This window comes from Nocardioides jensenii JCM 1364 = NBRC 14755, assembly GCF_001552535.1.
Taxonomy (GTDB): domain Bacteria; phylum Actinomycetota; class Actinomycetes; order Propionibacteriales; family Nocardioidaceae; genus Nocardioides; species Nocardioides jensenii.
The window spans coordinates 19,604-46,064 of record NZ_BCRJ01000074.1; the positions used below are offsets into that span (position 1 = coordinate 19,604).

26 protein-coding genes and 1 pseudogene are annotated in these 26,461 nt (G+C 67.5%); 17 read left to right on the forward strand and 10 right to left on the reverse strand.

Annotation, left to right across the window (positions count from 1 at the left end; all coding sequences use genetic code 11):
* Positions 1-6: 6 nt before the first annotated feature.
* Both NJ4_RS16355 and NJ4_RS16360 read right to left on the reverse strand, forming a co-directional pair.
* On the reverse strand, positions 7-789 hold the full coding sequence (locus NJ4_RS16355; RefSeq protein ID WP_067437625.1) for an SDR family oxidoreductase: 783 nt from the start codon (positions 787-789) through the stop codon (positions 7-9).
* A 34-nt stretch (positions 790-823) separates the two neighbouring features.
* A complete protein-coding gene (locus NJ4_RS16360; RefSeq protein WP_067437530.1) occupies positions 824-2,203 on the reverse strand; it encodes an FAD-dependent oxidoreductase in 1,380 nt (459 codons plus the stop codon).
* A gap of 241 nt (positions 2,204-2,444) precedes the next feature.
* On the opposite strand from NJ4_RS16360, the gene NJ4_RS16365 reads away from it, so the two are divergent.
* Positions 2,445-3,683 (forward strand): MFS transporter, encoded by a 1,239-nt coding sequence (locus tag NJ4_RS16365; RefSeq protein ID WP_067437532.1) that lies wholly within the window; start codon positions 2,445-2,447, stop codon positions 3,681-3,683.
* Positions 3,684-3,732: 49 nt separating this feature from the next.
* Here NJ4_RS16365 and NJ4_RS16370 read toward each other — a convergent pair whose 3' ends face one another.
* From NJ4_RS16370 to NJ4_RS16390, 5 genes are all read right to left on the reverse strand, one after another.
* The gene (locus NJ4_RS16370) at positions 3,733-4,542 is read right to left on the reverse strand and encodes an IclR family transcriptional regulator (protein WP_067437534.1); all 810 of its coding nucleotides are present in this window, start codon (positions 4,540-4,542) and stop codon (positions 3,733-3,735) included.
* 182 nt (positions 4,543-4,724) lie between these two features.
* A complete protein-coding gene (locus NJ4_RS16375; protein WP_067437536.1) occupies positions 4,725-5,699 on the reverse strand; it encodes a tripartite tricarboxylate transporter substrate binding protein in 975 nt (324 codons plus the stop codon).
* Positions 5,700-5,809: 110 nt separating this feature from the next.
* On the reverse strand, positions 5,810-6,382 hold the full coding sequence (locus NJ4_RS16380) for an aromatic-ring-hydroxylating dioxygenase subunit beta (protein ID WP_067437538.1): 573 nt from the start codon (positions 6,380-6,382) through the stop codon (positions 5,810-5,812).
* Between the two features lie 45 nt (positions 6,383-6,427).
* Positions 6,428-7,174: an SDR family NAD(P)-dependent oxidoreductase gene (locus NJ4_RS16385; RefSeq protein WP_067437541.1), complete on the reverse strand. Its 747-nt coding sequence runs from the start codon at positions 7,172-7,174 to the stop codon at positions 6,428-6,430.
* A complete protein-coding gene (locus tag NJ4_RS16390) occupies positions 7,171-8,532 on the reverse strand; it encodes an aromatic ring-hydroxylating oxygenase subunit alpha (protein ID WP_169799280.1) in 1,362 nt (453 codons plus the stop codon). Before NJ4_RS16390 ends, NJ4_RS16385 begins: the two co-directional genes overlap by 4 nt.
* A 298-nt stretch (positions 8,533-8,830) precedes the next feature.
* On the opposite strand from NJ4_RS16390, the gene NJ4_RS16395 reads away from it, so the two are divergent.
* Genes NJ4_RS16395 through NJ4_RS16440 form a run of 10 tightly spaced genes read left to right on the forward strand, consistent with a single transcriptional unit; the run spans position 8,831 to position 18,191 of the window.
* The gene (locus NJ4_RS16395; protein WP_067437544.1) at positions 8,831-9,694 is read left to right on the forward strand and encodes an alpha/beta fold hydrolase; all 864 of its coding nucleotides are present in this window, start codon (positions 8,831-8,833) and stop codon (positions 9,692-9,694) included.
* A 4-nt stretch (positions 9,695-9,698) separates the two neighbouring features.
* Entirely contained in the window at positions 9,699-10,484 is a 786-nt protein-coding gene (locus tag NJ4_RS16400; RefSeq protein WP_067437547.1) for an SDR family NAD(P)-dependent oxidoreductase, read from the forward strand.
* A 34-nt stretch (positions 10,485-10,518) separates the two neighbouring features.
* A complete protein-coding gene (locus NJ4_RS16405; RefSeq protein ID WP_067437549.1) occupies positions 10,519-11,388 on the forward strand; it encodes a VOC family protein in 870 nt (289 codons plus the stop codon).
* A 12-nt stretch (positions 11,389-11,400) separates the two neighbouring features.
* Positions 11,401-12,459 (forward strand): amidohydrolase family protein, encoded by a 1,059-nt coding sequence (locus NJ4_RS16410; RefSeq protein WP_067437551.1) that lies wholly within the window; start codon positions 11,401-11,403, stop codon positions 12,457-12,459.
* Positions 12,456-13,598, forward strand: coding sequence for an acyl-CoA dehydrogenase family protein (locus NJ4_RS16415; RefSeq protein ID WP_067437554.1), 1,143 nt, complete (start codon positions 12,456-12,458; stop codon positions 13,596-13,598). Before NJ4_RS16410 ends, NJ4_RS16415 begins: the two co-directional genes overlap by 4 nt.
* Positions 13,595-14,749, forward strand: coding sequence for a CaiB/BaiF CoA transferase family protein (locus NJ4_RS16420; protein WP_082748769.1), 1,155 nt, complete (start codon positions 13,595-13,597; stop codon positions 14,747-14,749). Before NJ4_RS16415 ends, NJ4_RS16420 begins: the two co-directional genes overlap by 4 nt.
* 51 nt (positions 14,750-14,800) lie before the next feature.
* Positions 14,801-14,995, forward strand: coding sequence for a ferredoxin (locus NJ4_RS16425; RefSeq protein WP_067437558.1), 195 nt, complete (start codon positions 14,801-14,803; stop codon positions 14,993-14,995).
* Between the two features lie 4 nt (positions 14,996-14,999).
* Positions 15,000-16,208 carry an NAD(P)/FAD-dependent oxidoreductase gene (locus NJ4_RS16430; protein WP_067437560.1) on the forward strand — a complete coding sequence of 403 codons (1,209 nt, stop codon included), beginning with the start codon at positions 15,000-15,002 and terminating at the stop codon, positions 16,206-16,208.
* 1 nt (position 16,209) lies between these two features.
* The gene (locus NJ4_RS16435) at positions 16,210-17,016 is read left to right on the forward strand and encodes a 2-keto-4-pentenoate hydratase (protein WP_157551175.1); all 807 of its coding nucleotides are present in this window, start codon (positions 16,210-16,212) and stop codon (positions 17,014-17,016) included.
* Positions 17,013-18,191: a CaiB/BaiF CoA transferase family protein gene (locus tag NJ4_RS16440; protein WP_067437565.1), complete on the forward strand. Its 1,179-nt coding sequence runs from the start codon at positions 17,013-17,015 to the stop codon at positions 18,189-18,191. The genes NJ4_RS16435 and NJ4_RS16440 overlap by 4 nt, the downstream gene beginning before the upstream one ends.
* A gap of 17 nt (positions 18,192-18,208) precedes the next feature.
* Here the strand turns inward: NJ4_RS16440 and NJ4_RS27050 are convergent, their stop codons facing one another.
* Both NJ4_RS27050 and NJ4_RS27020 read right to left on the reverse strand, forming a co-directional pair.
* Positions 18,209-18,334 carry a hypothetical protein gene (locus NJ4_RS27050; protein WP_281178336.1) on the reverse strand — a complete coding sequence of 42 codons (126 nt, stop codon included), beginning with the start codon at positions 18,332-18,334 and terminating at the stop codon, positions 18,209-18,211.
* A gap of 49 nt (positions 18,335-18,383) precedes the next feature.
* Positions 18,384-19,202 (reverse strand): annotated as a pseudogene (locus NJ4_RS27020) (zinc-binding dehydrogenase); the annotation flags it as partial.
* 141 nt (positions 19,203-19,343) lie between these two features.
* On the opposite strand from NJ4_RS27020, the gene NJ4_RS16455 reads away from it, so the two are divergent.
* From NJ4_RS16455 to NJ4_RS16475, 5 genes are all read left to right on the forward strand, one after another.
* A complete protein-coding gene (locus NJ4_RS16455; RefSeq protein WP_067437571.1) occupies positions 19,344-20,078 on the forward strand; it encodes a FadR/GntR family transcriptional regulator in 735 nt (244 codons plus the stop codon).
* Between the two features lie 286 nt (positions 20,079-20,364).
* Positions 20,365-21,333, forward strand: a complete 969-nt coding sequence (locus NJ4_RS16460) for a tripartite tricarboxylate transporter substrate binding protein (RefSeq protein ID WP_067437574.1) — start codon at positions 20,365-20,367, stop codon at positions 21,331-21,333.
* Between the two features lie 26 nt (positions 21,334-21,359).
* Positions 21,360-21,872 (forward strand): tripartite tricarboxylate transporter TctB family protein, encoded by a 513-nt coding sequence (locus NJ4_RS16465; RefSeq protein ID WP_157551176.1) that lies wholly within the window; start codon positions 21,360-21,362, stop codon positions 21,870-21,872.
* A gap of 13 nt (positions 21,873-21,885) precedes the next feature.
* Positions 21,886-23,517, forward strand: coding sequence for a tripartite tricarboxylate transporter permease (locus tag NJ4_RS16470; protein ID WP_245644597.1), 1,632 nt, complete (start codon positions 21,886-21,888; stop codon positions 23,515-23,517).
* Positions 23,514-24,449, forward strand: coding sequence for an LLM class flavin-dependent oxidoreductase (locus NJ4_RS16475; protein WP_067437578.1), 936 nt, complete (start codon positions 23,514-23,516; stop codon positions 24,447-24,449). The genes NJ4_RS16470 and NJ4_RS16475 overlap by 4 nt, the downstream gene beginning before the upstream one ends.
* 13 nt (positions 24,450-24,462) lie before the next feature.
* On the opposite strand, the gene NJ4_RS16480 is transcribed toward NJ4_RS16475, so the two are convergent.
* On the reverse strand, positions 24,463-25,233 hold the full coding sequence (locus NJ4_RS16480) for an enoyl-CoA hydratase/isomerase family protein (RefSeq protein ID WP_067437580.1): 771 nt from the start codon (positions 25,231-25,233) through the stop codon (positions 24,463-24,465).
* A gap of 188 nt (positions 25,234-25,421) precedes the next feature.
* Here NJ4_RS16480 and NJ4_RS16485 point away from each other — a divergent pair, with 188 nt between their 5' ends.
* The gene (locus NJ4_RS16485) at positions 25,422-26,408 is read left to right on the forward strand and encodes a tripartite tricarboxylate transporter substrate binding protein (protein WP_169799281.1); all 987 of its coding nucleotides are present in this window, start codon (positions 25,422-25,424) and stop codon (positions 26,406-26,408) included.
* Positions 26,409-26,461 lie beyond the last annotated feature (53 nt).

Consider the following 26,461-nt stretch of genomic DNA (forward strand, 5'->3'; position numbering starts at 1 on the left):
GGACCCTCAGCCGAAGGTGCCGCCGTTCACGTCGAGCACCGCACCGGTGATGAAACTTGCCCCTTCACTTGCGAGAAACTCAACCGTCGCGGCAACCTCTTCGGGGCGCCCGATCCGCCGGAGCGGAACCGTCGAGGCAAAGCGCTCGTGCAAGTTGAGAGACCCCGATTCCCCTCCGACGTCAGAGAGCGGCGTCTTGATGCGGCCCGGCGCGACTGTGTTGGCCGTGATGTTGTGGCTCCCGCCCTCACCCGCGAGGCTGCGGGTGAGCCCGATGATTGCGGCCTTGCTCGCCGAGTAGTGAGCACCTGCGACATCTGAGTAGACGCGTCCGGCGCGTGAGGAGATGTTGACGATCCTGCCCCAACCACGTTCCCTCATCGATGCCATCGCCCACTGTGAGAGCAGGAAGGGCGCGGTCAGGTTGACAGCCATGACCTGGTCCCACTGCTCCTGCGTGATGTCCGGAATGGGGAAGTGGCTCCCGTCCCGGCGCTTGGGGTGGATCCCGGCGTTGTTGACCAGGATGTCGATGCCACCGAGCTCACGCGTGATCGCATCGATGAGACCGGCGATCGATCCGCGATCAGCGAGGTCGACCTGGAACGCCCTCGCTGCGGCGGCAGTGGTGGCCAGCTCCTGAGCCGTCTCGAGCACTCGGTCGGAGCAGTCGACGAGGACGAGGCTGTGCCTGTCATCAGCAAGGCGCCGCGCGATGGCGAGGCCGAGGCCGCTCGCGGCGCCGGTGACGAGGGTGATCCGCGGACCGACGGCTGTTGTCTCGCTCATGTGATTCTCCTTCGACTCCATCTGGCTTCCTCGATCAGTGCTGAGCGATGCCGGCGGCGCAGCGTCCGGCGACCCTGCCGCTGATCACCGACTTGGCGAGAGAGGATCCGCTCATGTAGCTGGCCCCGTGGAATCCACCGACGACCTCGCCGGCCGCGTGCAGGCCGGGGATCGGGTGCTCGAACACATCGATGACCCGCATCGCGGTGTCGACGTGCAGTCCGCCGTAGGTGCTGGGCAGGCCGGTCGTGCACGGGTAGGCGTAGAAGGGCGGGGCCGCCACCTCCGGGGGCTCTCCGACACCGTTGCCCAGAGAGCTGCGCCCGAACCGGCTGTCGCCACCGCTGCGCACGTCGGCGTTGTAGGTGCTGATGGTGTCCGCGAGTGCTGGCGGATCGATCCTGAGCTTGGCGGCCAGGTCCTCCACCGTGTCCGCGGTCTGGAGGTAGCCGCGCTCGAGTGCTCCCTCGAAGTCATTGACCGTCAGGTCAGGCCTCGTCTGTTCCATGACGTGCGAGTCGAAGACCTGGAAGCCCACCGCGCCAGGCTGCTCGAGGCACGCGTCGCCGATCGTCTTGTAGGACAAGGACTCGTCGACGAATCGCTGACCGTGCACATTGACGACGACCGCTCCCCGGTACATCGCGATGAGCAGGATCGGCGGTGCGGAGTCCCGGGGCAGAGATGTGCCGAAGGTGCCCTTCACGTAGCCCATGTCGACGAGGTCGGCGCCGAGGGCCATCCCGAGCAGAATCCCGTCGCCGGTGTTGCCGGACCCTCCCAGTGGTGGGGCGTCGCGGAAGCGGGGTGCGAACGCCTGCAGGAGTCGCTTGCTGCGGTTGAAGCCTCCCGAGGCCAGGACGACCCCGGACTGCGCGGTCAGCTCCCGAGCGGCCGTGCCTCCGGCCAGGACCCCGTTCACCCGGTTCCCGGAACGGAGCAGCCGATCGGCACCCGACTCCATGATGAATGTGATGTTCGGGTGTCCTGTGGCGGCGTCCTGGACGGCCTCGAACATCCGAGGGGCGTTGGTGCCGTGGGTGCGCGGCCGCGACTGGTTGCTGCTCAAGGACACGCGCTCGAAGGGCACACCGATCTCGCGCAGCCACTCGTAGGCGGCCAGCTGCTCGGCGACGTACAGGTCCACGAGCTCTGGATCGTTCCTGCCCTCCCCGACAGTCAGGAGGTCCTCGCGCAGCAGGTCGGGGGAGTCATCGATGCCTTGCTGTTGCTGCAGGTCGGTGCCGGCGAAGGCGAACGACCCGCCGCTCAACCGGGCGCTCCCGCCGGGGTCTGCCGTCTTCTCCAGGATCAGCACGCGGGCGTCGGCGTCAGCAGCGGCGATCCCCGCGGTGACTCCGGCCAACCCACCACCGATGACAATCACGTCCCAGTCGTCCGGCATCGCGTCCATTCCTCCTGATCACTCGGGGTCGTCGCGAACCTAATGGCACCCACGCGATGGGGACCTCCCTCGGTTCCGCTCGTCGGCACGTTGGTTCCCGGGTCGGTCGAGGGAGGTCGGCGGGCCGGATCGTGTGCCGGAGCGTGGAACATCGGGAGGCGCCAGCGGCGGCAGGGCGCGAGGATGTGCGCCATGGTGATGGGGAGACATGGCGGAGATCTGCCATCGTGGGGCAACCACGGGGGTCCCCGTGCAGTCTGAGCCAGGTTCCGCCGTCGACGGACCGACCGCAATCGGCCAGGGCCTGGCCACCTTCCAGGCGATCGCCCTCACCCTCACCGGATCGCTGCCGGTGTTCCTCACCGGTGCCCTGGCCGTGCACGTCACCGGAGAGCTCGGCATCGGACCGGGTGGACTCGGCCTGGCCGCCTCCCTGCTGTTCGCCACCTCGGGCGTGGTCGCGCGGCCGATGGGGGCGCTCATCCAGGCCCGGGGAATCCGCTTCGGCTACGGGGTGGCGGCCACGACCGGCTCCGTCTCGCTCCTGACGATCGCCACCGCACAGCACTATGCGGTCCTGCTCGTGGCCATGGTCCTCGGAGGAGTGGCCAACGCGATGGGGCAGCCCACCGCGAACATGCTGCTCACACAGTCGGTGGCGCCGCGCAGGCTGGGCCTCGCGATGGGGATCAAGCAGTCCTACATCCCCGTGGCGTCCCTGCTCGGCGGACTGTCGGTCCCGACGATCGCCGCGGAGTTCGGTTGGCGCTGGGCGATGGCCGTTGCGGCCGCGCTGTGCCTCGTGATCGCGGCGACCGGGGTCGTCTCGCGGCGGGCCCCCGCCGTCGCGCGGGCAGCGCCCGTGGGTGCCGGTCGACGCCGCCTGCCGCGCAGGGCGATGCTCATCCTGACCGTCGGGACCGGTGTGTCGGCCGGGGCTGCCACCAGTCTCGGTGTGTTCCTCGTCGACTCGGCTGTCGACTCCGGGGTGTCTCCGGCACAGGCAGGCTACCTGCTGGCCGCCTGCTCGGGCCTCTCGTTGGCCACCCGAGTGACCCTGGGCTGGGCGGTCGACCGACTGAGCGGACGCAACCTCTACGCCCTGGTCGCCAACCTGCTGACCGTCACCGTCGTCGGCTTCCTGCTGCTCGCCCTGGGCAGCCCGGCCTTCATCGTGGTGGGCGCCCTTGCGGCGTACCTCGGGTGGAGCTGGACCGGGATCCTCCACCTGGCGATCGTCCGGGACAACGACGGTGCCGTGGCCACGGCCACCGGATACCTGCAGACCGGACTCGCCCTGGGGGCCGCGCTGGGCCCGATCAGCCTCGGCGTCATCGCGGAGAGTACGTCGTACGAGGTGGCCTGGCTGGCCACGGCCGTGATCGGACTCGCCGGCATGGTCGTGGTCCGCACCGCCGAGCGGATGATCCGTCGCGGAGTCAGCGAGGACACGCGTCCGCGCGGACGGAGCGGTGCGGCCGCACGGTGAGCCTCATCTCGCTCGGCGCGACCCTGCACCGAGGGAGTCAAGGCGCAGGTCAGACTGCGTCGAGCGGCCGTGGCTCGGTGCGCCTGGTGGCAAGAGCCCGACTGGCCTCGTAACCCACCCTCCGCAGCGCCCGCCCGTGCACGCCGGGATCGATCTTCCCGGCCGCGCCCGCCACCGAGAAGGCGGCGACGACGCTGCGCTGCGCGTTGAACACCGGAACCGCCAGGCAGTGCAGCCCCTGGCGGGACTCCTCGTCGTCGACAGCCATCCCCTCGAGTCGTGCGAACTCCAGGGCGCGTTCCAGGTCGTCCGAGCTGGCCAGGGTCTTGGAGGTCCAGCGGACCAAGCCCCTGGCCAGGGTCTCCTCGATCCCTTGGGGGTCGTGGGCCAGCATCGCCTTCCCGATGGCCGTGCAGTACGCCGGAACCACGCCGCCGATGCGGGACGGTGCCGGGAAGTGTCGGTGCCCGTACAGCTTGTTGAGATAGACGACGTCGGGTCCCCGGAGAACCGCGAGGTGCACGGTCTCGTGGGTCAGCTCGAAGAGCTGAGCAAGGTATGGAGTGAGGGCGTTCTGCAGCCACTGGTACTCGCCGACGAGTGCCTGGTATCCCAACTCGTAGAGCTGGGAACCGATTCGGTACTGGAGCCCTTGGCGACACACGACTCCGTTGCGCTCAAGAACGGCCAGGACCCGGAACGCCGTCGACTTGGACAGCTCGGCGCGTCGCGCCAGCTCGCTCACGCCCACTCCGGCGTTGGCCTCGCGGCCGAACGCAGCAAGCAGGCTGAACGCCTTGTCGATCGCTCCGCGCTCGCACGTGGAGGCCGATCCCTTCGGCAGTGGACCGTCGACCATGGGCACACTTCCCTCATCCCGAGTCCAGAGTGGAACCGAGTGGTTCAATGGTCCAACAAATGTGCCAGTGGGGCGAACGTCTGTCAAGGGTCCATCCGGGCACGGACCTCCGGCTGACGGGCGTTGCCGTCCGTCAGTCGGAGGTCCGTGTCGTCAGGAGTGCTGCCGAGGACGACGTGGCGTCACTGGTCGACGTAGTCCGTGTAGGTCTCGACGTGCTGCTTCAGGGCTTCGTTGACGTCGTCGGGTCCCATGAACGGGTCCGGGACCAAGTCCTCGCCGCCCATCTTGTCGACCACCTCCGGGTCCTCGTCGCAGGTCTTGAGTGCTTCCTCGAGTGAGGTCTGCACGTCATCGGGGATGCCGTTCGGTGTTGCGAGGTAGAAGTAGATGTCCGGGAGGGTGGCGTCGCCGTAGCCCAGCTCGTCGAGGGTCGGAGTGTCCGGGGTGACGTCCCAGCGCTCGTTGCCGATGGTGGCGAGCGGGATGAATTCTTCCGACTCGATGAACCCGGCTGACACGACGTCGGAATCCAGGCCCGCAGCGTCGAGGTTGCCCCCCAGCAGCGCGGTGTTCACCTCGCCGGAGGAGCCCATGGGAACAATGTTGAACTCCAGCCCGTACCGCTTCGCCAGGGCCTGGAAGGCGATCGCCTTGGGGCTGGTGGGTGTCGGCACGCCGGTGTCGACCTCACCCGGGTTCTCCTTGACGTACGCGAAGAACTCTTCTGCCGTCTTGTGCGGCGAGTCCTTGCTCACGGCGATGGTCATGCCGTAGCCGTAGAACGCGCCGATCGGGTTGAGGTCCTCCCAGTCGAAGTCGAAGTCCTCGACCATCGGCGTGACCGTCATGCCCGTGGTGATGGCCAGGCCGATCGTGTAGCCGTCGGGTTTCGCGTTCATCACCTCCAGGGTGCCGCTGGAGCCACCGCCGCCGTCGTGGTTCTCCACGACGATGTCCTGGCCGAGCTCGCCGCTCATGCACTCCGCGATGATCCGTGACGTGGTGTCCGTCCCTCCGCCCGGCGCGTAGGGGACCACCCACCGGATGTCGTCCGAGGGGTAGGCGCCACTTCCGCTGGAGCCCGCACATCCGGCCACCAGCGCTGACGCGAGAAGCCCGACCGCGACGCCACCTGAGATCCGCCACCTGTTCATTGGAACTCCCATCTCGTCCGCCCCGTGGATTAGACCTGTGCGATGCCGAAAAGTGTGTTCTGCGTCACGGCGTGGCGCCACGGGGTGTGCCGCGCAGCGGCACGCCCGGACTACAGGAGGATCGAGAGGACGCCGCCGGAGTCCCGGAGAGTCTCGTGGACGAGGCGCGCGACCTTCCGCTTGATCAGGAAGGTGTCCTCCACTCGGACCAGGCTGTACTCGAGCAGGCCCGCGTGCGTCGTGGTCTGGTGAGGGCGCGACCTGTAGACCACGAAGTTGGCCTCGACGTGGACCTGACCCGCCTGGTCTCGCAGCGGACGGACGTTGGAGACCACTCGACGCGTGCGCGAATGGGGATTCTCGATGTGCGCCCAGGTGCTCTTCAGTCGTTGCACCCGGCCGGCCAGCTCGTCCTTGGTCTCGTTGATCAGGGCGAGGTTCAGGTCCGCGTCCCCGTAGATGTCGTCGGTCGAAGGGACCACGTAGTCCCCGTCCGCCGCGAACAGGTCGTACCAGTCGTCGAGTGCCCACGCGTCGAGGAGCGCAGCCTCGTCGTTGATGAAGCGCTCGCACTGCAAGCGCGTCGCGAGTCCTTCCTCTCCGGGCAGGGAGCGACGGAACGTCCCACCCAGGATCGGGAGACGGTCGTCCGCGCCCGTCACGTCTGCATCGGCGTCGCTCATGTTCTCTCCTGGTTGCACTCGCTTGTCGGTCACGGCCGGGCGACGTCACATGGCGGCGGTGATGCCCCCGTCGACGACCAGGACCTGCCCGGTCACGAAGGCCGCGTTGGGCCCGCCCAGGAAGATCACGGCGTCCGCGACGTCCTGCGGATCACCCAATCGGCCCAGCGGGGCTCGCTGTTCCCGATAGGCGACGGACTCCTGTGTCATCGCCGCTGTCTGGCCCTCGGTCCGGATCGTCCCCGGGGCGACCGCATTGACCCGGATGCCTCGTGGTCCCAGGTCGACGGCGAGCTGCCGGGTCATGCTGACCACGGCGCCCTTGACGGCTGCATAGCCCGCCGATGCTGGGGTGCCCAGCAGTGCGGCCACCGAGGCGATGTTCACGATGGCGCCGCCACCGGATGCGGCCATGGGCTCGGCCACGGCCTGGGAGAGCCAGAGCGGTCCCTTGACCCCGACGTCGAACATCCGGTCGAGGTCGCGAGCGTTGATGCCCTCCAACGCGCCGTACCGCATCCACATCGCGTTGTTGACCACGAGGTCGAGTCGGCCGTGCTTCCCGAACACGTCCCTGACTCCGTCGTACGTCGCGTCGCGATCGGTGACGTCCAGCTCGCGGGCAGTCAGTGCGCCCGAGGTGTCCAGGGCCGCGGTCGCCTCGGCCATGGAGCCGGTTCGGTCCGAGGCCTCAACGGCGTAGCCGGCCTCGGCCAGCCTGAGGGCGATCGACCTGCCGATGCCACGGCCGGCTCCGGTGACGATCGCGACAGGTCGCTGTGCGTCGCTCACGGCGCCACCTCCTCGACCTGGTCGTTGGTCAGGGAGTCGCCCACGCTCGCCCGGTCGGTCACCAGGGCGTCCCAGTGCCGCCAGTAGGTCCGCATGTGCATCTCGTCGTAGTTCATCGGGATGTCCTTGTCGAAGCCGCGGGAGACGTCCGACCACATCTCGACACCCTGATGACCGGCGGCGCGCTGGACGGACTCAAGCGCTTCGTTGTCGTCGGGGGTGGCGAGTCCGGCCGGGCCCAGGAATGCGAGGAAGGACTTGTTGCGCACCTTCGTGGCGGCGTCGTCCTCCTCGCGGGGCGCCAGCGACCAGGCGGTCACGTGCATGAGATCGGGGCGGATCGGCTCGTACTTCCGGATGATCACGGCCATGATGTTGTTGACCACCAGGTTCGGGAAGATGTTCATGTTGAAGTCGAGGTTGCTGATCTGGTCGGCGTAGTCCGGCCCGTGGTGCTCCGCCAGTCGGCGTGCCGACTCCTCGACGACCGGCTTCGACTCGGGCCCCATCGACGGTCGCCAGCGGGCAACGGGGCGCGCCCACGGGCCGTGCTTCACCGTGACCGTGTGGCCGTTGCCGAGGTGGTAGGCGCCGGACTCCTTGAACTCCGTCCGCACGTCGCCGAGGCTGTCATCGCCCTTGAGGCGCTGGGCGTCGAAGTAGGTCTTGTGGACCGGTATGGCGTGGTAGCCGTCGTAGCTGTTCTCCGAGAGGAGCTTCCAGTTTGCGCGCACGGAGTACTCGTGGGTCCCGGGAAGGACCTGCATCCCGGTGAGGGCCTGGTCTGCCGTGATGTCCAGATACTGCCGAGCGCCGGCGAGATAGTCGTGCAGGCTCATCGCGTGGGGGTCGAAGTTGAGGAAGACGAAGTCCCGGTATGACTCCACACGTGCCGGAGCGCGCAGGCCGTAGTCCTCGGTGTCGAAGCCCTGGGGGAAGGCCTCCGCGTCGGGAAGCGAGACGAGTCGGCCATCGGTGGAGAACGACCAGGAGTGATAGAAGCAGCGAAAGCGGCGGGTGGTGCCCTTACGTTCCCGGCAGACCTCGGCGCCTCGATGCGTGCAGGCGTTCAGCCACACGCGCAGGTGCCCCTCCTGGTCGCGGGTCATGATGATCGGCTGGCCGGCCACGGTTCGGGTGACGAACGAGCCGGGACCCGGGACTTCCGAGGCGTGACCCACGTAGAGCCAGCACCGCTGGAACACCCGATCGCGCTCGAGCGCGAGCACGTCGTCGCTGATGAAGACCCGCCGGTTGACCTGGAACCGGTTCGGGTCCCGTTCATCGCGGATGAACTCGGACGAGTACTCCGGAAACAGTTCGCGCTCGGGCACTGCGCGTTCGAATTCGACCGGCAAGGCTACTCCTCCTGCGTCCCGTGTCCGCCGTACCTCTGCACTGTCGACGGTCACTGTTCCGGTCACTGTGGCGAATTCCCATCGCCGCGGACAGGGAGTGTCCCGCACCGCGGAACGCAGCCCCGCGGCCCGTCGGGGGTGGTCGAAGGGAGCCCGCCGCGGAACAATGAACCGGGGCCGCCGCCGTCGTGAAGTCGGGGGTCTGAGGCTGGACCAAATGCCGGAATCTCCCGGGTGGGGATTGACGCACGTCACACCGACAGGCATAGTTTGGACCAACCATTGAAAGTGAGGGCCAATGCATCAGAGTGTCTGGACCGACTTGCGCAACGTCGAGTTCTCCCAGCGGTGGGTCGACGCCGGCGGGATCCGAACCCGCGTCCTTGAGGCCGGTGACCGATCGAAGCCGACCGTGGTCTTCATCCACGGCACCGGGGGCCACGCGGAGGCCTACACCCGAAATCTCGGCCCGCACGCCGAGCACTTCCACGTGTACTCCATCGACATGGTCGGCCACGGGTTCACCGACAAGCCCGATCAGACGTACGACTTCAAGGACTACGCCGAGCACCTGCGCGCCTTCCTCGACGCCGAGGGCATCGAGAAGGCCTCGATCAGTGGCGAGTCCATGGGCGCGGGCATCGGCGCATGGTTCGCGCTGTTGTTCCCTGACCGCATCGACAAGCTGGTCCTCAACACGGGCGCCGCGCTGCGCCTGGCCGACGACGTCATCCAGCGGATGGCGAAGCTGACCATGGAGGCGGTACGCAACGCCAGCGAGGACAGCGTCCGCAAGCGCCTCGAGTGGTTGGTCGACGACCCGAACGACGTCACGGAGGACCTGGTCTCGACGCGCCTGGCGATCTACCAGGACCCCGACTACGTCGAGCGGATGACCAACATCCTGGCCGCGCGGCACACGGACCCCAAGGGCCAGGACCGCAACTGCCTGGTCGAGGAGGACTGGGCGAAGGTCACCTGCCCGGTGCTGGTGCTGTGGACCGACCATGACCCCACCGCTCCGCCGGAGGTGGGCCGGGAGGTCGCCGGCTGGATCAAGGACTCGCGCTTCGAGCTGATGACCGGCTGCGGCCACTGGCCGCAGTTCGAGGACCCCGAGACCTTCAACCGGATCCACCTCGACTTCCTCCTCGGGACGTGACCCGATGACCGAGTCCAGCGACGAGTTCACCTGTCCCGGGCGATTCGACGGCGAGGTGGCGGTGGTGACCGGCGCCGCCGGCGGCATCGGCAGCGCGATCATCCGCCGACTCGCCCGTGAGGGCGCACACGTGGTCGCCTCCGACCGCCGTCCCGACGGCGAGGAGCTGGTGGCCGGCTTCCTTGGTCCCGACGCCCCGAAGTGGACCTATGTCGACGGTGACCTCTCCTCCGAGGAGGGCGCCCAGACGCTCATCGACCGCGCCGTGGAGGCCTTCTCCCGGGTCGACGTACTTGTCAACAATGCGGGTGGCGGGATCATCAAGGACTACCTCGACCACGACGCTGACACCCGGCGCGAGACCGTCGACCGTAACCTGTGGACCGTCGTGAACTGCTCGACCAGCGTCCTGCCCGTCATGCAGCGCGCCGGCTACGGTCGGATCGTCAATGTCGGCGCCGACTCGGTCCGCAACGGACTGTTCCAGCACGCGATGTACAACGCCGCCAAGGGCGGCGTACATGGCCTCACCACGGGTCTCGCCCGGGAGTTCGCTCCCGACGGGATCACCGTGAACACCGTCGCGCCGACCGGGACGGTGACGCCGTACGTCGCATCCGCTCCCGTCGATGCGGTGGAGCGTTTCGAGAAGAACCGCGCCCTGATCCCAGTGGGCCGGTTCGGTACGACGGCCGAGGTCGCCTCGGCCGTGCTCTACCTGGCAAGCAAGGAGGCGTCGTTCATCACCGGCCAAGTGGTCAGTGTCAACGGCGGCTCCACGATGTTGTGACCACAGACCACAGGAAGCAAGAAAGGTATTGGGGATGACCACCACGACGACAGAGCAGGATCTCATCCCGTGGCGGATGGGCTACGTGGCACTGAACGTGCCGGACCTGGACCAGGCGGTCAAGGCCTGGACCCAGTTGGCGATGCTCGAGGTCTCCGAGCAGACCGAGGAAACCGTCCACCTGCGCGGCGGCACCGACCACCACTGGATCGTCCTGCACAAGTCGGAGGGCGAGCCCGGCCTGCGGCGAATGGCCTTCGAGGTCCAGCGACGTGAGGACCTCGCGGCCTACCGCGATCGGCTGAAGGCAGAGGGCATCCAGGTCACCGACCACGACGGGGAGTGGACCGGTGACGCCATCAGGTTCCAGGACCCCAACGGCTATGAGGTCGAACTGTTCGACGCCATGGGCAACGTCGGGATCGAGCCGACCAAGCCCTGGATCAACCCGGCGGACCTGCTGCACGCCGTGGTGGCCGTGGCGGACCTGGACCTGTCCTTCGACTTCTACACCCGAGTCCTCGGCCTTCTCGAGTCCGACCGGGTGCTCGGCAAGACGGTCTTCCTGCGCACCGCCAACCAGTTCCACCACGCCCTGGTGCTCGGCTTCGGCCGTGGCGAGCCGCCGTTCCTCGACCACGTGGCGATGCACTTCAACGACATCGACGACCTGATGCGGGTCCGGCAGAACTTCCTTGCCCGAGAGATCCCGCTGGACCGGGACCTGCTGCGGCACCCGACGTCCGGCTCCATGGGCTTCTACGGCAAGGGCCTGCCCGGCCCCTCGACCGTGGAGTTCTGCATCGACCACGTGAAGATCACCGACCCGGAGCACCGTCCCCGCAGCATGGCTCCCGGCCGCTGGACCTCGAACGTCTGGATGCCGCCGGTGGACCTGGCCTGAGCGGCGACGGTCATGTTCGACGTCCACACGCACTTCCTTCCCCGGCACCTTCCGCCGCCGTCCGAGCATGCGTTGGCGGAAGGGTGGCCCGAGCTCGTGCCCGACGGGGAACTCGTCGAGGTTCGCCAGCACGACCGGCTCGTCCGCGTGCTCGACGCCACGGCCTGGGACGCAGAGGCGAGACTGGCGGCCATGGACCGGCTGGGCGTCGAGCACCAGGTCGTCCTGCCCACACCGTTCACGTTCCTCTACGACGCGGACCCGGACGTCGCCGGAGAATACGCACGGGCCCAGAACGAGGTTCTCGCCGAGCTCGTGGCGGCCGGCAGCGGTCGCCTGACGGGATTCGGGTCCGTTCCGCTGCAGGATCCCGGAGGAGCGGTCGCCGAGGTGGAACGTCTGGCCCTGGAGCTCGGCCTCTCAGGTGTCGGGATCGGGACCCATGCCGACCTCTTCGAGCTTCACTCGCCGGAGCTGGAGCCGGTCTTCGCGCGCATCGAGGAGCTGGACCTGCCCGTCTTCGTGCACCCGTGGAAGCCGATGGCTCCCACCCGCACCAGCCACCACGGTCTCGCGTTCGGACTGGGCCGTCCGGTCGAGACCGAGCTGGCCGTGGGGTCGCTGGTGTTCGGAGGCGTCCTCGAGCGTCACCCGGCGCTTCGGGTCTGCCTGGCGCATGGCGGAGCCGGCATTCCTGCGATCCGTGGCCGACTCGGCAATGGCTGGTCCCGCCAGCCGGCCGAGACACGGTCGCCGCAGGCCGACCCCCGCCACCTCCTGGCCCGCCTTTGGGCGGACGGGCTCACCTACGACCCGGAGGCGCTGGCGCTCGCCGCCGACACCTTCGGGCACGAGCACATGGTGGTGGGGTCCGATTTCCCCTTTGCTGCCATGGAGTCCCCGATCGGGGCGTCGTACGTCAACGGCGTCGCTGGGGGAGTACTTCCCTACGGCGCTGACTGGACAGAGGTCACCGCGCGCAATGCCCGCACCTTCCTGGGGTCGTCCGACCCCGCCCCCGAATTCCTCGGCGAACGCGACGAGGACCACCCGATAGGAGCAGAATCATGAAGCTGTCCCAGGATCACGAGGACTTCCGCAAGGCAGTCCGCGAGATGGCGCAGACCCACGTGGCCCCGGTGGCCGACGAGATCGACAAGACCGACAAGTTCCCCGAGCACCTGATCGAGGTCTTCGGGGACATGGGCCTCGTTCAGCTCGCCGTCCCGGAGGAGTTCGGCGGCCCCGGTGGCGACCTCCTCTCCGGGTGCATCGCCCGCGAGGAGGTGGCCGCGGCCGGTTCGATGGCCCTGGCCCAGCTCGCGGGCCAGAACAGCATCGTCATCAACGCGATGCTCGACGGCGCCAGCGACACGCTGAAGAAGGAGATCCTCCCGAAGCTCGCCGAGGGCCGCACCATCACGTGCATCGCGATCACCGAGCCCGACGCGGGTTCGGACCCCTCGCTCATGCAGGCCCGCGCGAAGAAGGTCGGTGACACCTGGGTGCTCAACGGCTCCAAGCAGTTCATCACCTGGGGGAGCATGGCCAAGTACTCCCTGGTCTTCGCCCGCACCAATGACCTGCCCGGTGCCCGCGGCATCAGCGCGTTCCTCGTCGACTGTGACCAGCCCGGTTGGCAGATCGCCAAGGCCAACGACAAGATGGGCCAGCACGGTGTGCCCAACAACGAGATCCTTCTCGACAATGTCGAGGTGCACGAGGAGTTCCTCGTCGGTGAAGAGGGCAACGGGTTCGGTGCCGCCATGCACGGCCTGCACCTGAACCGTCCGACCGTGGCCGCGATCGCGGTGGGTGCCGCCCAGTGCGCCCTCGACTACGCGATTGCCTACGCCAAGGATCGGGAGGCGGGCGGCCGGAAGATCGTGGAGTTCCAGGGTCTGCGCTGGATGATGGCCGAGGACTACACGCAGATCGCCGCAGCCCGGCACCTGGTCTATGACTGCGCGATGGCCTACGACGCCAAGCTCCCGCAGGAAGAGACCACGAAGCTGTCCTCGATGGCCAAGCTCTTCGCCGGTGACACCGTGCAGCGGGTCACCGCCAACGCGGTGCAGATCCTCGGCGGCCACGGCTACATGACCGACCACCCGGTCGAGCGCTACATGCGTGACGCCAAGCTGATCGGGATCTACGAGGGCACCAGCCAGATCCAGCGCAACATCATCGCGAAGCGCATCCTGCGATGACGGCGGCAGGAGGCGGCCCGCTGGCCGGAGTGAAGGTGGTCGAGTTCTCGATCATGATCGCGGGCCCCTATGGCGGCCGCCTCCTGGCGGACGCGGGTGCCGAGGTGGTCAAGGTCGAGCCCCCAGAGGGTGACCCGATGCGCACCCGTACGCCGATCCGGGACGGCGCCAGCACCTACTACGGCGCCATGAACGCCGGCAAGAAGAGTGTGTCGCTGGACCTGAAGGACCCGGTGGACCGCGCCCGGGCGCTGGAACTGATCGCCGACGCCGACGTGGTGCTGGAGAACTACCGGCCAGGCGTGATGGAGAGGCTGGGCCTCGGCCACGAGGCCTGTGCGGAGGTGAACCCCCGTTTGGTCTACTGCTCCATCTCCGGCTACGGCCAGACCGGTCCGAAGGCCACGTATCCCGCCTACGCGCCTGTCCTGCACGCGCTGTCGGGCTACGACCTCACCAACATGGGCTACCAGCGGGACGCCGACCGGCCGGCCGCGACGGGCACCTTCGTCGCGGACATCATGGCTGGCCAGGTTGCCTACGGTGCGGTGCTGACCGGACTCGCGGGAAGGGAGCGCAGCGGCAAGGGCGACTACCTCGACGTCGCACTGCTCGACATCATGCTCTCGACCCTGGTCTACGAGACCCAGGCGGCTCAGGCAGGAGGTGCGGGACCCGGGAAGACGGTCTACCGGCCGTGCCGGGCGGGCGACGAGTTCGTGATCATCGCTGCCATCACGGACCGCAACTTCGTGTCCTTGATCGGCGCCATGGAGCAACCAGAGCTGCTCGCCGATCCACGCTTCGCGACCATGTCCGCCCGGGAGTCCAACTGGGAGGAGTGGCAGGAGCTGATCGCGGCGTGGGCTCTGGACCAGGACGCGCAGGAGCTCGAGGAGCTGTTGCTGTCCAAGGGTGTTCCGTGCAGCCGGTTCCGCACGATCGACCAGGCGCTCGCCGACGACCAGGTGCGCCATCGCGGGACCCTACGAACGGCCCGGGACCGGGCGGGGACCTTCGAGTTCGTGGGTGCCCCGTTCCAGTCGCGCACCTTCCCGGCCGATGTCGAGCCGCGGTCGGTGAGCGAGCTCGGAGCCGATGCCGAGGACGTGTTCGGCGTGGACGGGCCAAGATCCGAAGCCAGGTCTTGACGAGGGTGGCGGAACCGTTGTTCAATGGTATAACCATTGAGAGGAGTCCCCATGAAGGTCACAGTGATCGAGGACAAGTGCTGCGGTTTCGCCACCTGCATCAGCGTCGCACCCGAGGTGTTCGACATCGACAGCGACCAGATCGCGGTTTCGTTGATTGACGGTGACCTGCCCGAGCGACTCCACGCCTGTGCGCGCGAGGCCGCCGAGGCCTGCCCGACCGACGCAATCGTCATCGAGGAGTGAACGGATGAGCGTGCTGGTCATCGGCGGCTCCGTCGCCGGCATCGCCGTCGCCGACGGTCTCCGCAGCCAGGGATACCAGGGCGCGGTCACGGTCGTGGACGCCGATCCTTCCCTGCCCTACGACAAGCCCCCGCTGTCGAAGCACGCCCTCAAGGAGGACTGGGACCCGATCAAGGGCCTGCTGCGCCCCGAGGAGCACTACGCGGCCAAGGACATCGAGCTCGTCACCGGCCGTACGGCGGTCGCCCTCGACGCAGTCCGTCGTACGGTGCGCTTCGACGATGGGAGCGAGCGGCAGGCTGACCACGTCGTGCTCGCCACCGGGGTCCGCGCCCGCCTGCTCCCCGAGGAGCTCATGCTTCCGGGCGTGCATGCGATCCGGACTGCCGCCGACAGTGCCGCAGTCCGCGCCGCCCTTGCGGACCGTCCGCGGCTCGTCGTCATCGGTGGCGGCTTCATCGGTGCCGAGGCTGCTTCCGTGGCTGCCGGCATGGGCCTCGAGGTCACCATCGTCGAAGCCCTTCCGCTTCCGTTCCAGCACCTGTTCGGGGCCGACGTGGCCGAGGCCATGGCCGGGTGGCACCGCGCCGCCGGCGTACGCCTGGAGTGTGGCGTCATGGTCGCCGGCATCGAAGGCGCGGAGCGGGTCGAGCGGGTGCGACTGACTGACGGCCGCGTGCTCGAGGTCGATCTCGTGCTCCTCGGCCTCGGCGCCGTCCCTGCCGTGGACTGGCTCGACGGATCGGGGCTCGACCTGGACAACGGCATCACCTGTGACGAGGACGGACGCACCGGACTGCCCGGGATCTGGGCCGCCGGCGACGCCGCCACCTGGCGCAACCCCGTGACCGGGGACCACGTGCGCGTCGAGCACTGGACCACAGCCAAGGAGCAGGGTGCCGCAGTGGCGCACAACATCGCCCGGCCCGACGAGCCTGCGAGGGGTGCGGGTCCGGTTCCCTACTTCTGGTCGGACCAGCACGGACTCCGGGTGCAGTTCCTCGGTACGTCGGCCGGCCACGATGCCACTCACCTCGTGCACGGCAGCTTCGACGAGCCGGAGTTCGTGGTGCTCTACGCCCGGGAGGGGCGCATCATCGGCGCCCTCGGAGTGGCAGCTGCCCGGCACGTGATGAAGTACCGCACCGCCATCTCCGCGGGTGAACGCATCGAAGGGCTGCTGGATCCCGTCGGCGAAGCAGCCGGAGCCTGACGTGGGCGCCGTCACGGGCCTCGACCGCGCCCAGCGGCTCCAGGTCGTCGCCCACGACCTCTGGCAGGCAGCGACGGATCGCCGTCCGACGACACCGCCCAGCGCGGTGCTCGGCGAGGACCTCGATGCCGCCTACCAGGTCCAGGACCTGCTCACGCTGCGCTCGATCTGGGCGGGCGCGTCCGTGCGTGGGCACAAGGTCACGAGTCTCGACGGACCCCCGTGCTTCGGGGTCCTGTTCAACGCGATGCAGCACGTGGGTCACGACCCGCTGCCCTGCGGCCAGCTGGTCAATCCTCGCATCCAGGCTGGGATCGGCTTCGTGGTTCGGGAGGACCTCACCGGCCGTGAGGTCGACGAGGCGTTGGTCACCGACGCGGTCTCCGCCGTTGTCCCGGTGCTGGAGGTCGTCGACTCGCGGGTCGACGTGGAAGCGCCCGGCCAGGTCGACCTCGTCGCCGACAATGCCGGCGCGGCCCGGTTCGTCGTCGGCGAACCGGCAGCGGTTCCTGCGCCTTCGCACCCATTCGAGGCGCAGCTGATCCGGGACGGCAAGGTGGTCGCTGACGGCGGCGGAGGGCTTCGCCCCTGGGCTGCGTTCGCGTGGCTCACCCGCAGCCTGCGCGAACGGGGCCTTCCGCTGAACGCCGGAGAACTGGTGCTGGTCGGCGGCCTGACCCGGGCCTTCCCCGTCGGTGAAGCCGACTGGGCTGTGCAGGTGCGAGACATCGGCAGCGTCGCCACCACGAGCCGGACCGGCTCCACGCCCTGGCGTGCCGGCCACCCCAACATCAGGAGCTGTGCATGACCGACATCGACACCGCACCACTGGACGGGACCCTGGTGCTCGACCTGTCCCGGGCCGTGGCCGGACCACAGGCCGGGATGATGCTCGGTGACATGGGCGCCCGCGTGATCAAGGTGGAGAGCCTCCTGGGTGACGACAGTCGTGGCTGGGGGCCTCCGTTCATCGGGGAGAACGGCGAGGAGGCGACGTACTTCTACTCGGTCAACCGCAACAAGGAGTCGATCACGCTCGACCTCAAGGACCCCGCGGACGAGGATGTTCTGGCGCGGCTCGTGCAACGTGCCGACGTACTGATCGAGAACTTCCGCACCGGAGTCCTGGCCAGGCTCGGATTCACCACCGAGCGGCTCCACGCGCTCAACCCACGACTTGTCATCCTCAGCATCACCGGTTTCGGCCACGACGGCCCGGAGGGCCAGCGCGCCGGCTACGACCAGATCCTGCAGGGCGAGGCCGGGCTGATGAGTATGACCGGACCCGACGATGACCACCCGACGAAGGTCGGGGTGCCGATCGCCGACGTCCTCGCCGGCATGAACGGCGCCTACGGGGTCCTGAGTGCGCTGCTCCAGCGGACCCGCACGGGCCGTGGCCGCGTCGTGCGCACGTCACTGTTGGCGGCCATCGTCGGTGCGCACACGTTCCAGGGAACCCGCTGGACCGTCGCCAAGGAGGTCCCACGGACTGCCGGTGTGCACCATCCCGCCATCTCGCCGTACGGCATGTTCCAGACCGCGACCGCTCCGGTGCAGGTGGCGTGCGGCTCGGAGTCGTTGTGGCGCGCCTTTGCCACGGCGATCGGTCTCGACTTCGCTGACCCCCAGTTCGCCGTCAACCAGCGACGGGTGGTCGACCGCGACACGCTCACGGCCCGGATCGAGGAGGTCTTCGCGACGGCACCGGCCGAGCACTGGCTCACGTTGTTGGAGGATGCGGGAGTCCCGGCGGGCAAGGTGCGCAGTCTCGACGACGTGTACGACTGGGAGCAGACCCGGTCGCAGGGACTGGTGATCGAGGTCGACCATGCCACGCAGGGCTCGCTCGAACTGCCCGGCCCAACGATCAGGTTCGATGACAACGCACACGCCGGGGGGCGGGTCGGGCACCTTGCACCCCCGCTGCTGGGCCAGCACAACGATTCCGTTCGAGCCTGGCTGGACGGGTACGCCGACTGAGCGGTGGCCGGCGGCCATCAGATCGTGATGACGACCTTGCCCTGAAGCGTTCCCTCGGCCATCGCTGCGAAGCCCTCCGAGGCGCGAGTCAGCGGCAGCACCCGGTCGATCGGCGGGTGGAGCTGGCAGCTCGCAGAAGGCAAGCAGGCTCCGCATCTGATCGATCGACCCCATCGCGGACCCCACGATGTGCAGGTTCATCGAGAAGATGCGCGAGACGTCCGCGTGCGCGTCGTACCCGCTGGTCCCACCGGGGACCACCATGGTTCCGCCCTTGCGTAGCGCCTTCAAGGAGTGCGGCCATGTGGCCTGGCCCACGGAGTCCATCACCGCATCCACCCGCGAAGGGAGCCGTGCTCCCGCCGGGAACGTCTCTGCAGCGCCCAACGAGCGCGCGTAGGCGCGCTTCTCCTCACTCCGGCTGGTGACCCACACGCGCAGGCCGGCTGCCTTCCCGAGCATGGTCAGGGCCGCAGAGAGGCCACCCCCGGCGCCCTGGACCAAGATGGTGTCGCCAGCGCTCACTCCGGCTTCGGCGAAGAGCATGCGGTAGGCGGTGAGCCAAGCGGTCGGCAGGCATGCGGCTTCCTCGAAGGTGAGGTACTCGGGCAGGGGGAGCATGTTGTGCGCCGGCACCGCCACCTGCTCTGCGAAGGTGCCGTCGTACTTCCCGGAAAGCATCGAGATCGAAGGGGAGGCCAACTGCCTCCCGGACGCTCCCGCGTGCTCGTGGATCATCGGGTGAACCACCACCCGGTTCCCCTCAGCATCCATCCCGGCTGCGTCGCTGCCAAGGATCCGAGGCAAGTCGGCGTCGGACATCCCGGCGCCACCACGTCGTGCGAGGTTGGCGCCCCCTCGCAGCGACCACAGGTCGTGATGGTTCAGCGACGCCGCGGCGACTGACACGTTCGTCCAGCCAGAGGGTGGCGACGGTGTAGGGCGCTCGTCGCACCGGAGGCCCTCGAGCGGCGACTCAGGGTTGAACTTCTCGACGAAGACGGCTCGCATGACTCTCCCCGCTTGGCAATGGTTGGACCTAATAGTCGCAACGACATTGGCTGCTCGTCAATGGCTCGGCTTCGGCGGGTGTGCCAGTATTCTCTTTATTGGTAGAACCAAGCCGGCAATGGCAGAGATTGGACCCCCCACATGGCTACGCCCACCTTTCAACCCGCCAAACCCCGTCGGGCCTTCGACGAGATCATCGCCCAGGTGCGCGAGATGGTGCGGAAGGGCGAACTGGTGCCCGGGGACCGGCTCCCTGCGGAGCGAGCTCTCGCGGAGCAGTTCGCCGTCAGTCGGAACACCGTGCGCGAGGCGTTGCGGATGCTGGAGATCTCGGGGCTCATCCTGCTGCGGCGCGGCGCGAGTGGGGGAGCGTTCATCGCCGAGGCGGACCCGTCCAAAGTGGCCTCGAGCATGACCGACATGCTCGAGTTGAACCAGTTCTCCCTCACTGACCTCACTGAGGCCCGTGGCTGGCTGGAGTCGATGGTCGCCCGGATCGCCTGTGAGCGCGCCGACGAGGAGATGCTGGCCAGGCTTGACGCCAATGTCGTCGAGGCCGCCCAGCTCAGCGACCGAGGTGACTGGGAGCGCAAGGCGTTGGTCAACGTCGAGTTCCACAATCTCCTGGCCCAGGCCACGGGCAATCCGGTTCTGGTGGCGATGATGAAGGGCCTGATGGACGTCATGGCCACGATCGTGCTGCGCCTGGGCCCCACCGAGGGCGACGTGGTGTTGCGCAGCCGCCGCCGGTTCATGAAGCATCTGCATGCCCGCGATGCTGATGCTGCGGTCCAGGAGATGTACCGACACCTCGAGCGGATGCACAAGTTGTGGGTAGCCGGCTATTACAAGGGCTCCAAACTCCGCGAGGCCTGAGCCCCGCTCGCCGCTCCCGCCCACCTCGCCAGCCCCGGACCCCGGACTGCTGGTGATTCTGCATGCCTGCACGATCTTGGCCGCGCCGTGCCGTGCCGTGCTTTGCCGTGCCGTGCCGTGCACGACGATCGTCGTCCCACATGGCGAATTCCGTCGGAGTGATTCCTTGACAGGTACGTGACCGCGGCCACAGACTAGGTCTGGTCCAACCATTGAAGTTCGGTAGTGATGCGCTCGGGGCGGGCCGAGGTTGGCGCAAGACATCCACCCAATCCAGGAGATCCCAATGCGTTCCAAGTCCGTAGTGAGCATGCTGGCACTGGCGGTGCTGCCCGGTCTCGCGGCCTGCCAGGTCAGTTCCGGCGACAGTGCGAGTGGAGGGGACTACCCGGGGGACACCATCGAGATCATCGTCGGAACATCGGCCGGTGGGCCGACCGACACCAACACCCGCGTCCTCGCCACCTGCATGGAGAAGGACCTCGGCCAGACCATTGTGGTCAAGAACGTCGACGGCGCTTCGGGTGCGATGGGCAACCGTGAGCTGATCTCGGCCAAGGCGGATGGCTACACCCTCTCGTTGACGCCGGCCACCGGCCTGGTGCTCTCTCCCTACCTCGACGACCTCGGCTTCAGCCACGAGGACGTCACCCCGATCGGCCGACTGTTCGCCACCACCATGGTCTTCGTGACGAAGGACTCCTACAAGAACGGTGAGGAGTTCTTCGCCGACGCGAAGAAGAACCCCGGCAAGATCACGGTCGGCACCCCCGGCCCGACCAGCCCGAAGTCGGTTGTCATGGAAGCGCTGCGCGACAACCACGACATCGACCTCAAGCCGGTGCCGCTCGACGGTGACGCCGGCGTGGTGACCGCGATGCTCGGCAACAACATCGACGTGGCTGCCGTGGAGGCGACCGAGACCCTGAAGGCGTACATCGCCTCCGGCGAGCTCACCGCGCTCGCCTACATCAGCCCGGGGACCGTGCCGTGGCTCGAGGGCGTGCCCACCCTGGAGGACCTGGGCTACGCGGACGCGATGCTGCCGAACAACGAGTACCCGCTATACGGCCCCAAGGGCCTCTCCGACGATGTCGTCGAGACCCTCGAGGCGTCGATGAAGGCCTGTGTCGAGAGCTCGGAGGTCGTGGAGACCATCGGCGAGGACTACATCACCAAGCCGTTCCAGGGCGGGGAGGCGACCGCCACGTGGCTGGACGAGTCCTCCGAAACCTATAAGGGAATCGTCGAGTGACTACCGGGGCAGACCAGGCGGACGAGGTGGACACAGTGATGCCAGAAGCACAGAGTGACCAGCAGGGGGATCAGACGCCCGGCGGCTGGCGGGCACACATCTTCCGCCTGGCCCCCCTCGTGCTCACCCTTTTCGCGGCGTACGCGATCTACCAGGCGCGTGACCTCGAGATTCGCTCGTTGTCAGAGCCCGGGCCGGGGATGTGGCCACTGATCGTCTCTTCTGTGATGGGCATTTCTTCGTTGCTCCTCATCGTCCGGGACATCCCCGAGGACTACGAGCCCTGGAGTCTGCGCAGTGCCCGCGTGCTGGGTGGGATTGCCGTACTCGCCGCGTTCGTCTGGTTCTTCGACGTGCTCGGGTTCGTGCCATCCGCATTTCTGATCCTTTTCATCTGGATGAAGGTTCTTGCTCACGAGTCGTGGAGGCTCTCTCTCCTCCTGGCTGTCGCTGGGGCCTTTTCCCTGAACTACATTTTCGTCGACGTGTTCGCGGTGCCTTTCCCGCCCGGCCTCGTCGTGATCACGTCGGGAGGCTGACATGGATGGAGCGATGCAAGGGCTGGAAGTCGCTCTCCAGCCAACGAATGTGCTGTACGTCTTCATTGGCGTCCTGATCGGCACCGTGATCGGTGTGTTGCCGGGCCTGGGCCCGACTGCCACCATCGCTCTTCTCCTGCCGTTGACCTATGACCTGGAGCCCGCCACGGCCGTCATCATGCTGGCCGGGATCTACTACGGCTCGATGTACGGCGGAACGATCACCAGCGTCCTGCTCAAGCTTCCAGGCGAGGCTGCGTCAGTCGTCACGACGTTCGACGGATATCAGATGGCGCGCCAGGGGCGTGCCGGACCCGCTCTGGGCATCGCTGCCATCGGGTCGTTCGTCGGGGGCACCGTCGCCGTGATCGGCCTGACTCTGATGGCGCCGTTCCTGGCAGATGTGGCGGTTCAGTTCGGACCGCCAGAGTTCTTCGCGCTCACAGTGCTGGCGATCCTGATGGTCACCTACTTGGGCACTCGTTCCCCCCTCAAGAGCCTCGCCATGGCGGCCGCCGGCCTGCTTCTCGCGACTGTGGGTCAGGACCCGATCGAGGGACAGCAGCGCTATACCTTCGACACGCTCCAGCTGTGGGACGGTTTGGACTTCGTCGCCATCGCGATGGGTCTCTTCGGAGTCGCCGAACTCCTGCATCAGCTCGAGCAGACCGACAACGTGCAGCTGATCACCAAGAAGGTCAAGAACATCCTGCCGACCCGCAAGGACATGAAGGACTCGGCCGGACCGATCGCACGCGGCTCGGTGGTGGGCTTCTTCATCGGCGTCCTGCCCGGAGGCGGAGGCGTGATCTCATCCCTGGCTTCCTACGCCATGGAGAAGAAGCGCGCCAAGGACCCCAGCCGCTTCGGCAAGGGCGCGATCGAGGGCGTGGCAGGGCCCGAGACGGCCAACAACGCCTCGTCCACGTCGGCCTTCATTCCGCTGCTGACCCTCGGCATCCCGGCGAACGTCGTGTTGGCGCTGATCTTCGGAGCCCTGCTGGTGCAGGGCATTACTCCTGGTCCGCAGTTGATCAACGAGCACCCCGACATCTTCTGGGGCGTGATCATGTCGATGTACATCGGCAATGTCATGCTGCTGGCGCTGAACATGCCGCTCGTGGGCATCTTCATCCAGATGTTGCGGGTGCGCCAGGGCATTCTCGCCTCGTTCGCGCTTCTGGTGACGATGGCCGGCGTCTACTCGATCAACAACGACATCTTCGACATGTGGATCGTGCTCGGGTTCGGTGTCATTGGCTGGATGATGAAGAAGACCGGGTTCGAGCCGGGGCCGCTGGTCCTGGCGTTCGTCCTCGGCCCGATCCTCGAGTCGTCGTTCCGACGTTCGATGCTGCTCTCCGACGGCAGCTTCAGCATCTTCGTCAGCCGTCCGTACTCGGGAGCGGTGTTTGGCCTGATGCTCGTCCTGCTTGTGGCCTCCTTCATCGGCAAGCGCCGTGCGGGTGACTCGCTGGTGATGCGCGTCGATGACGCCAACGCCGCCGCCGATGCCCTCGTGGGCGACCGAACGGGGGAGAGCCTGCCCATCGATGCGTCGTCAGACGCGACCAAGGGCGGGGCAGACTCCGGAGTGGTCGACGTCGACGACGCTCGTGGCCCGACCGACCTGAGACGACGATGACCGAGGCATCACGCCTGCAAATCGGGGTGACCCTGACCAGCGCCTTCATCGGCGAGGAGGTCGGGGTCACCCCGAGGGCGGTATTGCACGCGGCCGCCGACGCCGGGGTGGACTTCGTCCAGATCGGTGATCACGTCAGTTTTCATGACGGCACCGGCTTCGACGGCCTGCTCCATGCTGCGGTTGCGTTGGCGGGCCAGGAGTCAGTGCCCGTGCGTGTGGGTCTCTACCTGCTGGCGCTGCGGCACCCCGTGCTTGTCGCTCGGCAGCTCGCAGACCTCGCCCGGCTCTTCCCTGGGCGGCTCGCCCTCGGAGTGGGCGTTGGAGGTGAGGACCGGCACGAGTTCGAGGTGAGCGGTGTCGACCCGGTGACGCGGGGTCGCCGTACGGACGAGGCGCTCACGCTGCTCGGCGAACTTCTCACCGGCGAGTCGACCACTTTCGAGGGTGAGTTCTTCAACGTTCGCGAGGCGCTGGTGCGGCCGGCGCCGACGCAACGGATCCCGATCCTGGTAGGCGGTCGTTCGAGGGCCGCACTGCGCCGCGCTGCGATCCACGGGGACGGCTGGCTGGCGCTGTGGACTTCGTCGGAGCGGTTCGCCGCCGCCGTGTCCGAGGTGGCCAGTTTCGCGGAGCAGGCTGGCCGCTCGGTTGACGAGTGGCAGCACGGACTCGTGCTCTGGTGCGCGACCCCCGGCGCCGACGGGCGTGGCGGTGCCCGCCTCGCCGAGACCATGCAGCAGCGCTACAAGATCCCCTTCGAGAAGTTCAGCCGCTGGTGTCCCGTGGGCCCGCCCGACGAGCTTGCCGACCGGGTTCGGGAGTATGCCGCGGCTGGATGCTCACACGTGTCGGTGACGCTCCCGGCGGGGAGTCCTCTGGAGACGATCGAGGTGGCTGCGGAGGTGCGGCAGGCGATCGCTCCCGAATGACTCGGCCCCCGGGTCAGTGGCCCGTCCAGGACTGTGGCCGCTTGGCGAGGAAGTTGCGCACGCCGCTGTGGAAGTCCTCGCTGCCGTAGACCGCCCGGATGATGTCGGTGTCGTCGGGCAGTCCTTGGACTCGGAGCCGGCGGAGTGACTCCTTGGTGGCCCACATCGTGAGGGGTGCGTGCCCGGACAACTGCCTGGCGAGTTCTGCGGTGTGATCTGCCAACCGTGCAGCCTCGACCATCTCGACAGCGAAGCCGTTTGACACTGCCTCTTGGGCGGTCATCGGTCGGGCCAGGAGGAGCAAGGCCTTGGTGCGAGCCGTCCCCAGGCACTCGGTGAGGGCGGCCAAGGTGCTGACTGAGAGGCAGTTGCCCAGTGTCCGGGCGATCGGATAGCCGAAGAGGCTCCCGGGCGTGACAACCCGCAGGTCGCAGGCCGTGGCCAGGGCAAGGCCGCCGCCGAAGCAGTGACCTGCGATCGCAGCGATGGTGGGGACCCGAACCTGCTCGAGTGCGTCGAGGACCTCGGTGATCCGACGCTCGTAGCGCACTCCGTCCGCGCCGTCGTCGAAGTCGAGGAAGCCCGCGATGTCGGTTCCCGCCACGAACGCCTTGCCGCCGGCGCCGGTCAGCACCATCGCCCGCAGGTCGGGGTCCCGATTCGCCGCTGCACAGGCCTCGGCCAAACGGTCGTACATCGCACTGGTCATGGCGTTGTGCTTGTCGGGTCGGTTGAAGGTGATCGTGAGGACGGCGTCCCGTCGCTCCACCAGCAGGTCCGTCACTTTTCCACCTCTCGGATTGTTGGATCAACCATTGACCACGGGGTTCAGGGTGTCAAGAACGACGGGGACCGGTCTCCTCTTGAGGAGGGTTTCGCTGGCCGGAACATTGACTCTTGACATGCCGGTGTGATCGGGCTCACTCTTTGGTCAAACCATTGATGTTTCAGCCATTGAGCTCAGCAGAGTCGTTGGGAGACGAGATGAACCACACCAAAGTGGGCGGGATCGCACTAGGGGTGCTTGTGTCGGGATCACTGTTTGTCGGCTGCGGCAGCGACGCCGGAACTGGGGACTACCCAAGCAAGAGTGTGGATCTGATCATTCCGAACAGTCCTGGCGGACCCAACGACACCTCGGCCCGCATCGTCGGAGAGTGCCTCAGTGGCGAACTCAACGAGACGGTGGTGCCGAAGAATGTCGAGGGCGCGTCGCAGGCCATCGGCACCCGCGAGTTGATGACCGCCGAGCCCGACGGATACACGATCGCCATCAGCCCCCACACGGGGCTGACACTGACTCCCTTGCTCGACGACATCGGCTTCAACTACGAGGACGTCACGCCGATAGCCTCGGTCTTCGAGACAGCGATGATCTTCGTGACGTCGAAGGACTCGGAGTTCAAGACGGGCGAGGACTTCTTCGATGCAGCTGAGGAGAACCCCGGTGAGATCAAGGTCGGCACGCCGGGCCCGACCAGTCCCAAGCAGCTCGTTCTCGATGCTCTTCGATCCGAATACGAGGTTGATCTGAAGGCAGTGCCGCTCGACGGTCAGGCTGGGCAGGTCGCTGCGATGCTGGGCAACAATGTGGACGTGGTCGCGGTCGAGGCGACCAACGACGTCCGGGAGCAGATCGATGCCGGCAAGTTCGTTCCGCTCGCGGCCATCGGCGCCGACCGGGTAAATTGGCTGCCTGAGGTGCCGACCCTGCCGGAACTGGGCTTCGAGAACGCAGCGCTGCCCAACAACGTCTACCTCGCCTTCGGACCCAAGGGCCTGCCGGACGACATCGTTGAGACGCTCGAGGCCGGAATCAAGAACTGCATGGCTTCGGACAAGGTGATCAAGCCGTTGGGTGAGCTCTTCGTTCCCGACCCCTTCCTGGGCGCCGACGACACCGCGGCGATGCTCAAGGACGCGGCGGAGACCTACGAGGCCGTTGTCGCGGCTGAGTGAGGTCGGCTCACCGTTGCCTGTCCGCAGGACGCCCTCACCGACCCTGGCGACGA

Excerpts from the sequence above, each read along its gene's own strand:
- NJ4_RS16475 (WP_067437578.1), top strand. The coding sequence starts at position 23,514 with ATGACCGAGGCATCACGCCTGCAAATCGGGGTGACCCTGACCAGCGCC.
- NJ4_RS16360 (WP_067437530.1), bottom strand. The coding sequence starts at position 2,203 with ATGGACGCGATGCCGGACGACTGGGACGTGATTGTCATCGGTGGTGGG.
- NJ4_RS16455 (WP_067437571.1), top strand. The coding sequence starts at position 19,344 with ATGGCTACGCCCACCTTTCAACCCGCCAAACCCCGTCGGGCCTTCGAC.
- NJ4_RS16395 (WP_067437544.1), top strand. The coding sequence starts at position 8,831 with ATGCATCAGAGTGTCTGGACCGACTTGCGCAACGTCGAGTTCTCCCAG.
- NJ4_RS16460 (WP_067437574.1), top strand. The coding sequence starts at position 20,365 with ATGCGTTCCAAGTCCGTAGTGAGCATGCTGGCACTGGCGGTGCTGCCC.
- NJ4_RS16405 (WP_067437549.1), top strand. The coding sequence starts at position 10,519 with ATGACCACCACGACGACAGAGCAGGATCTCATCCCGTGGCGGATGGGC.
- NJ4_RS16415 (WP_067437554.1), top strand. The coding sequence starts at position 12,456 with ATGAAGCTGTCCCAGGATCACGAGGACTTCCGCAAGGCAGTCCGCGAG.
- NJ4_RS16425 (WP_067437558.1), top strand. The coding sequence starts at position 14,801 with ATGAAGGTCACAGTGATCGAGGACAAGTGCTGCGGTTTCGCCACCTGC.
- NJ4_RS16440 (WP_067437565.1), top strand. The coding sequence starts at position 17,013 with ATGACCGACATCGACACCGCACCACTGGACGGGACCCTGGTGCTCGAC.
- NJ4_RS16400 (WP_067437547.1), top strand. The coding sequence starts at position 9,699 with ATGACCGAGTCCAGCGACGAGTTCACCTGTCCCGGGCGATTCGACGGC.
- NJ4_RS16420 (WP_082748769.1), top strand. The coding sequence starts at position 13,595 with ATGACGGCGGCAGGAGGCGGCCCGCTGGCCGGAGTGAAGGTGGTCGAG.
- NJ4_RS16380 (WP_067437538.1), bottom strand. The coding sequence starts at position 6,382 with ATGAGCGACGCCGATGCAGACGTGACGGGCGCGGACGACCGTCTCCCG.
- NJ4_RS16410 (WP_067437551.1), top strand. The coding sequence starts at position 11,401 with ATGTTCGACGTCCACACGCACTTCCTTCCCCGGCACCTTCCGCCGCCG.
- NJ4_RS16430 (WP_067437560.1), top strand. The coding sequence starts at position 15,000 with ATGAGCGTGCTGGTCATCGGCGGCTCCGTCGCCGGCATCGCCGTCGCC.
- NJ4_RS16355 (WP_067437625.1), bottom strand. The coding sequence starts at position 789 with ATGAGCGAGACAACAGCCGTCGGTCCGCGGATCACCCTCGTCACCGGC.
- NJ4_RS16370 (WP_067437534.1), bottom strand. The coding sequence starts at position 4,542 with ATGGTCGACGGTCCACTGCCGAAGGGATCGGCCTCCACGTGCGAGCGC.
- NJ4_RS16470 (WP_245644597.1), top strand. The coding sequence starts at position 21,886 with ATGCAAGGGCTGGAAGTCGCTCTCCAGCCAACGAATGTGCTGTACGTC.
- NJ4_RS16375 (WP_067437536.1), bottom strand. The coding sequence starts at position 5,699 with ATGAACAGGTGGCGGATCTCAGGTGGCGTCGCGGTCGGGCTTCTCGCG.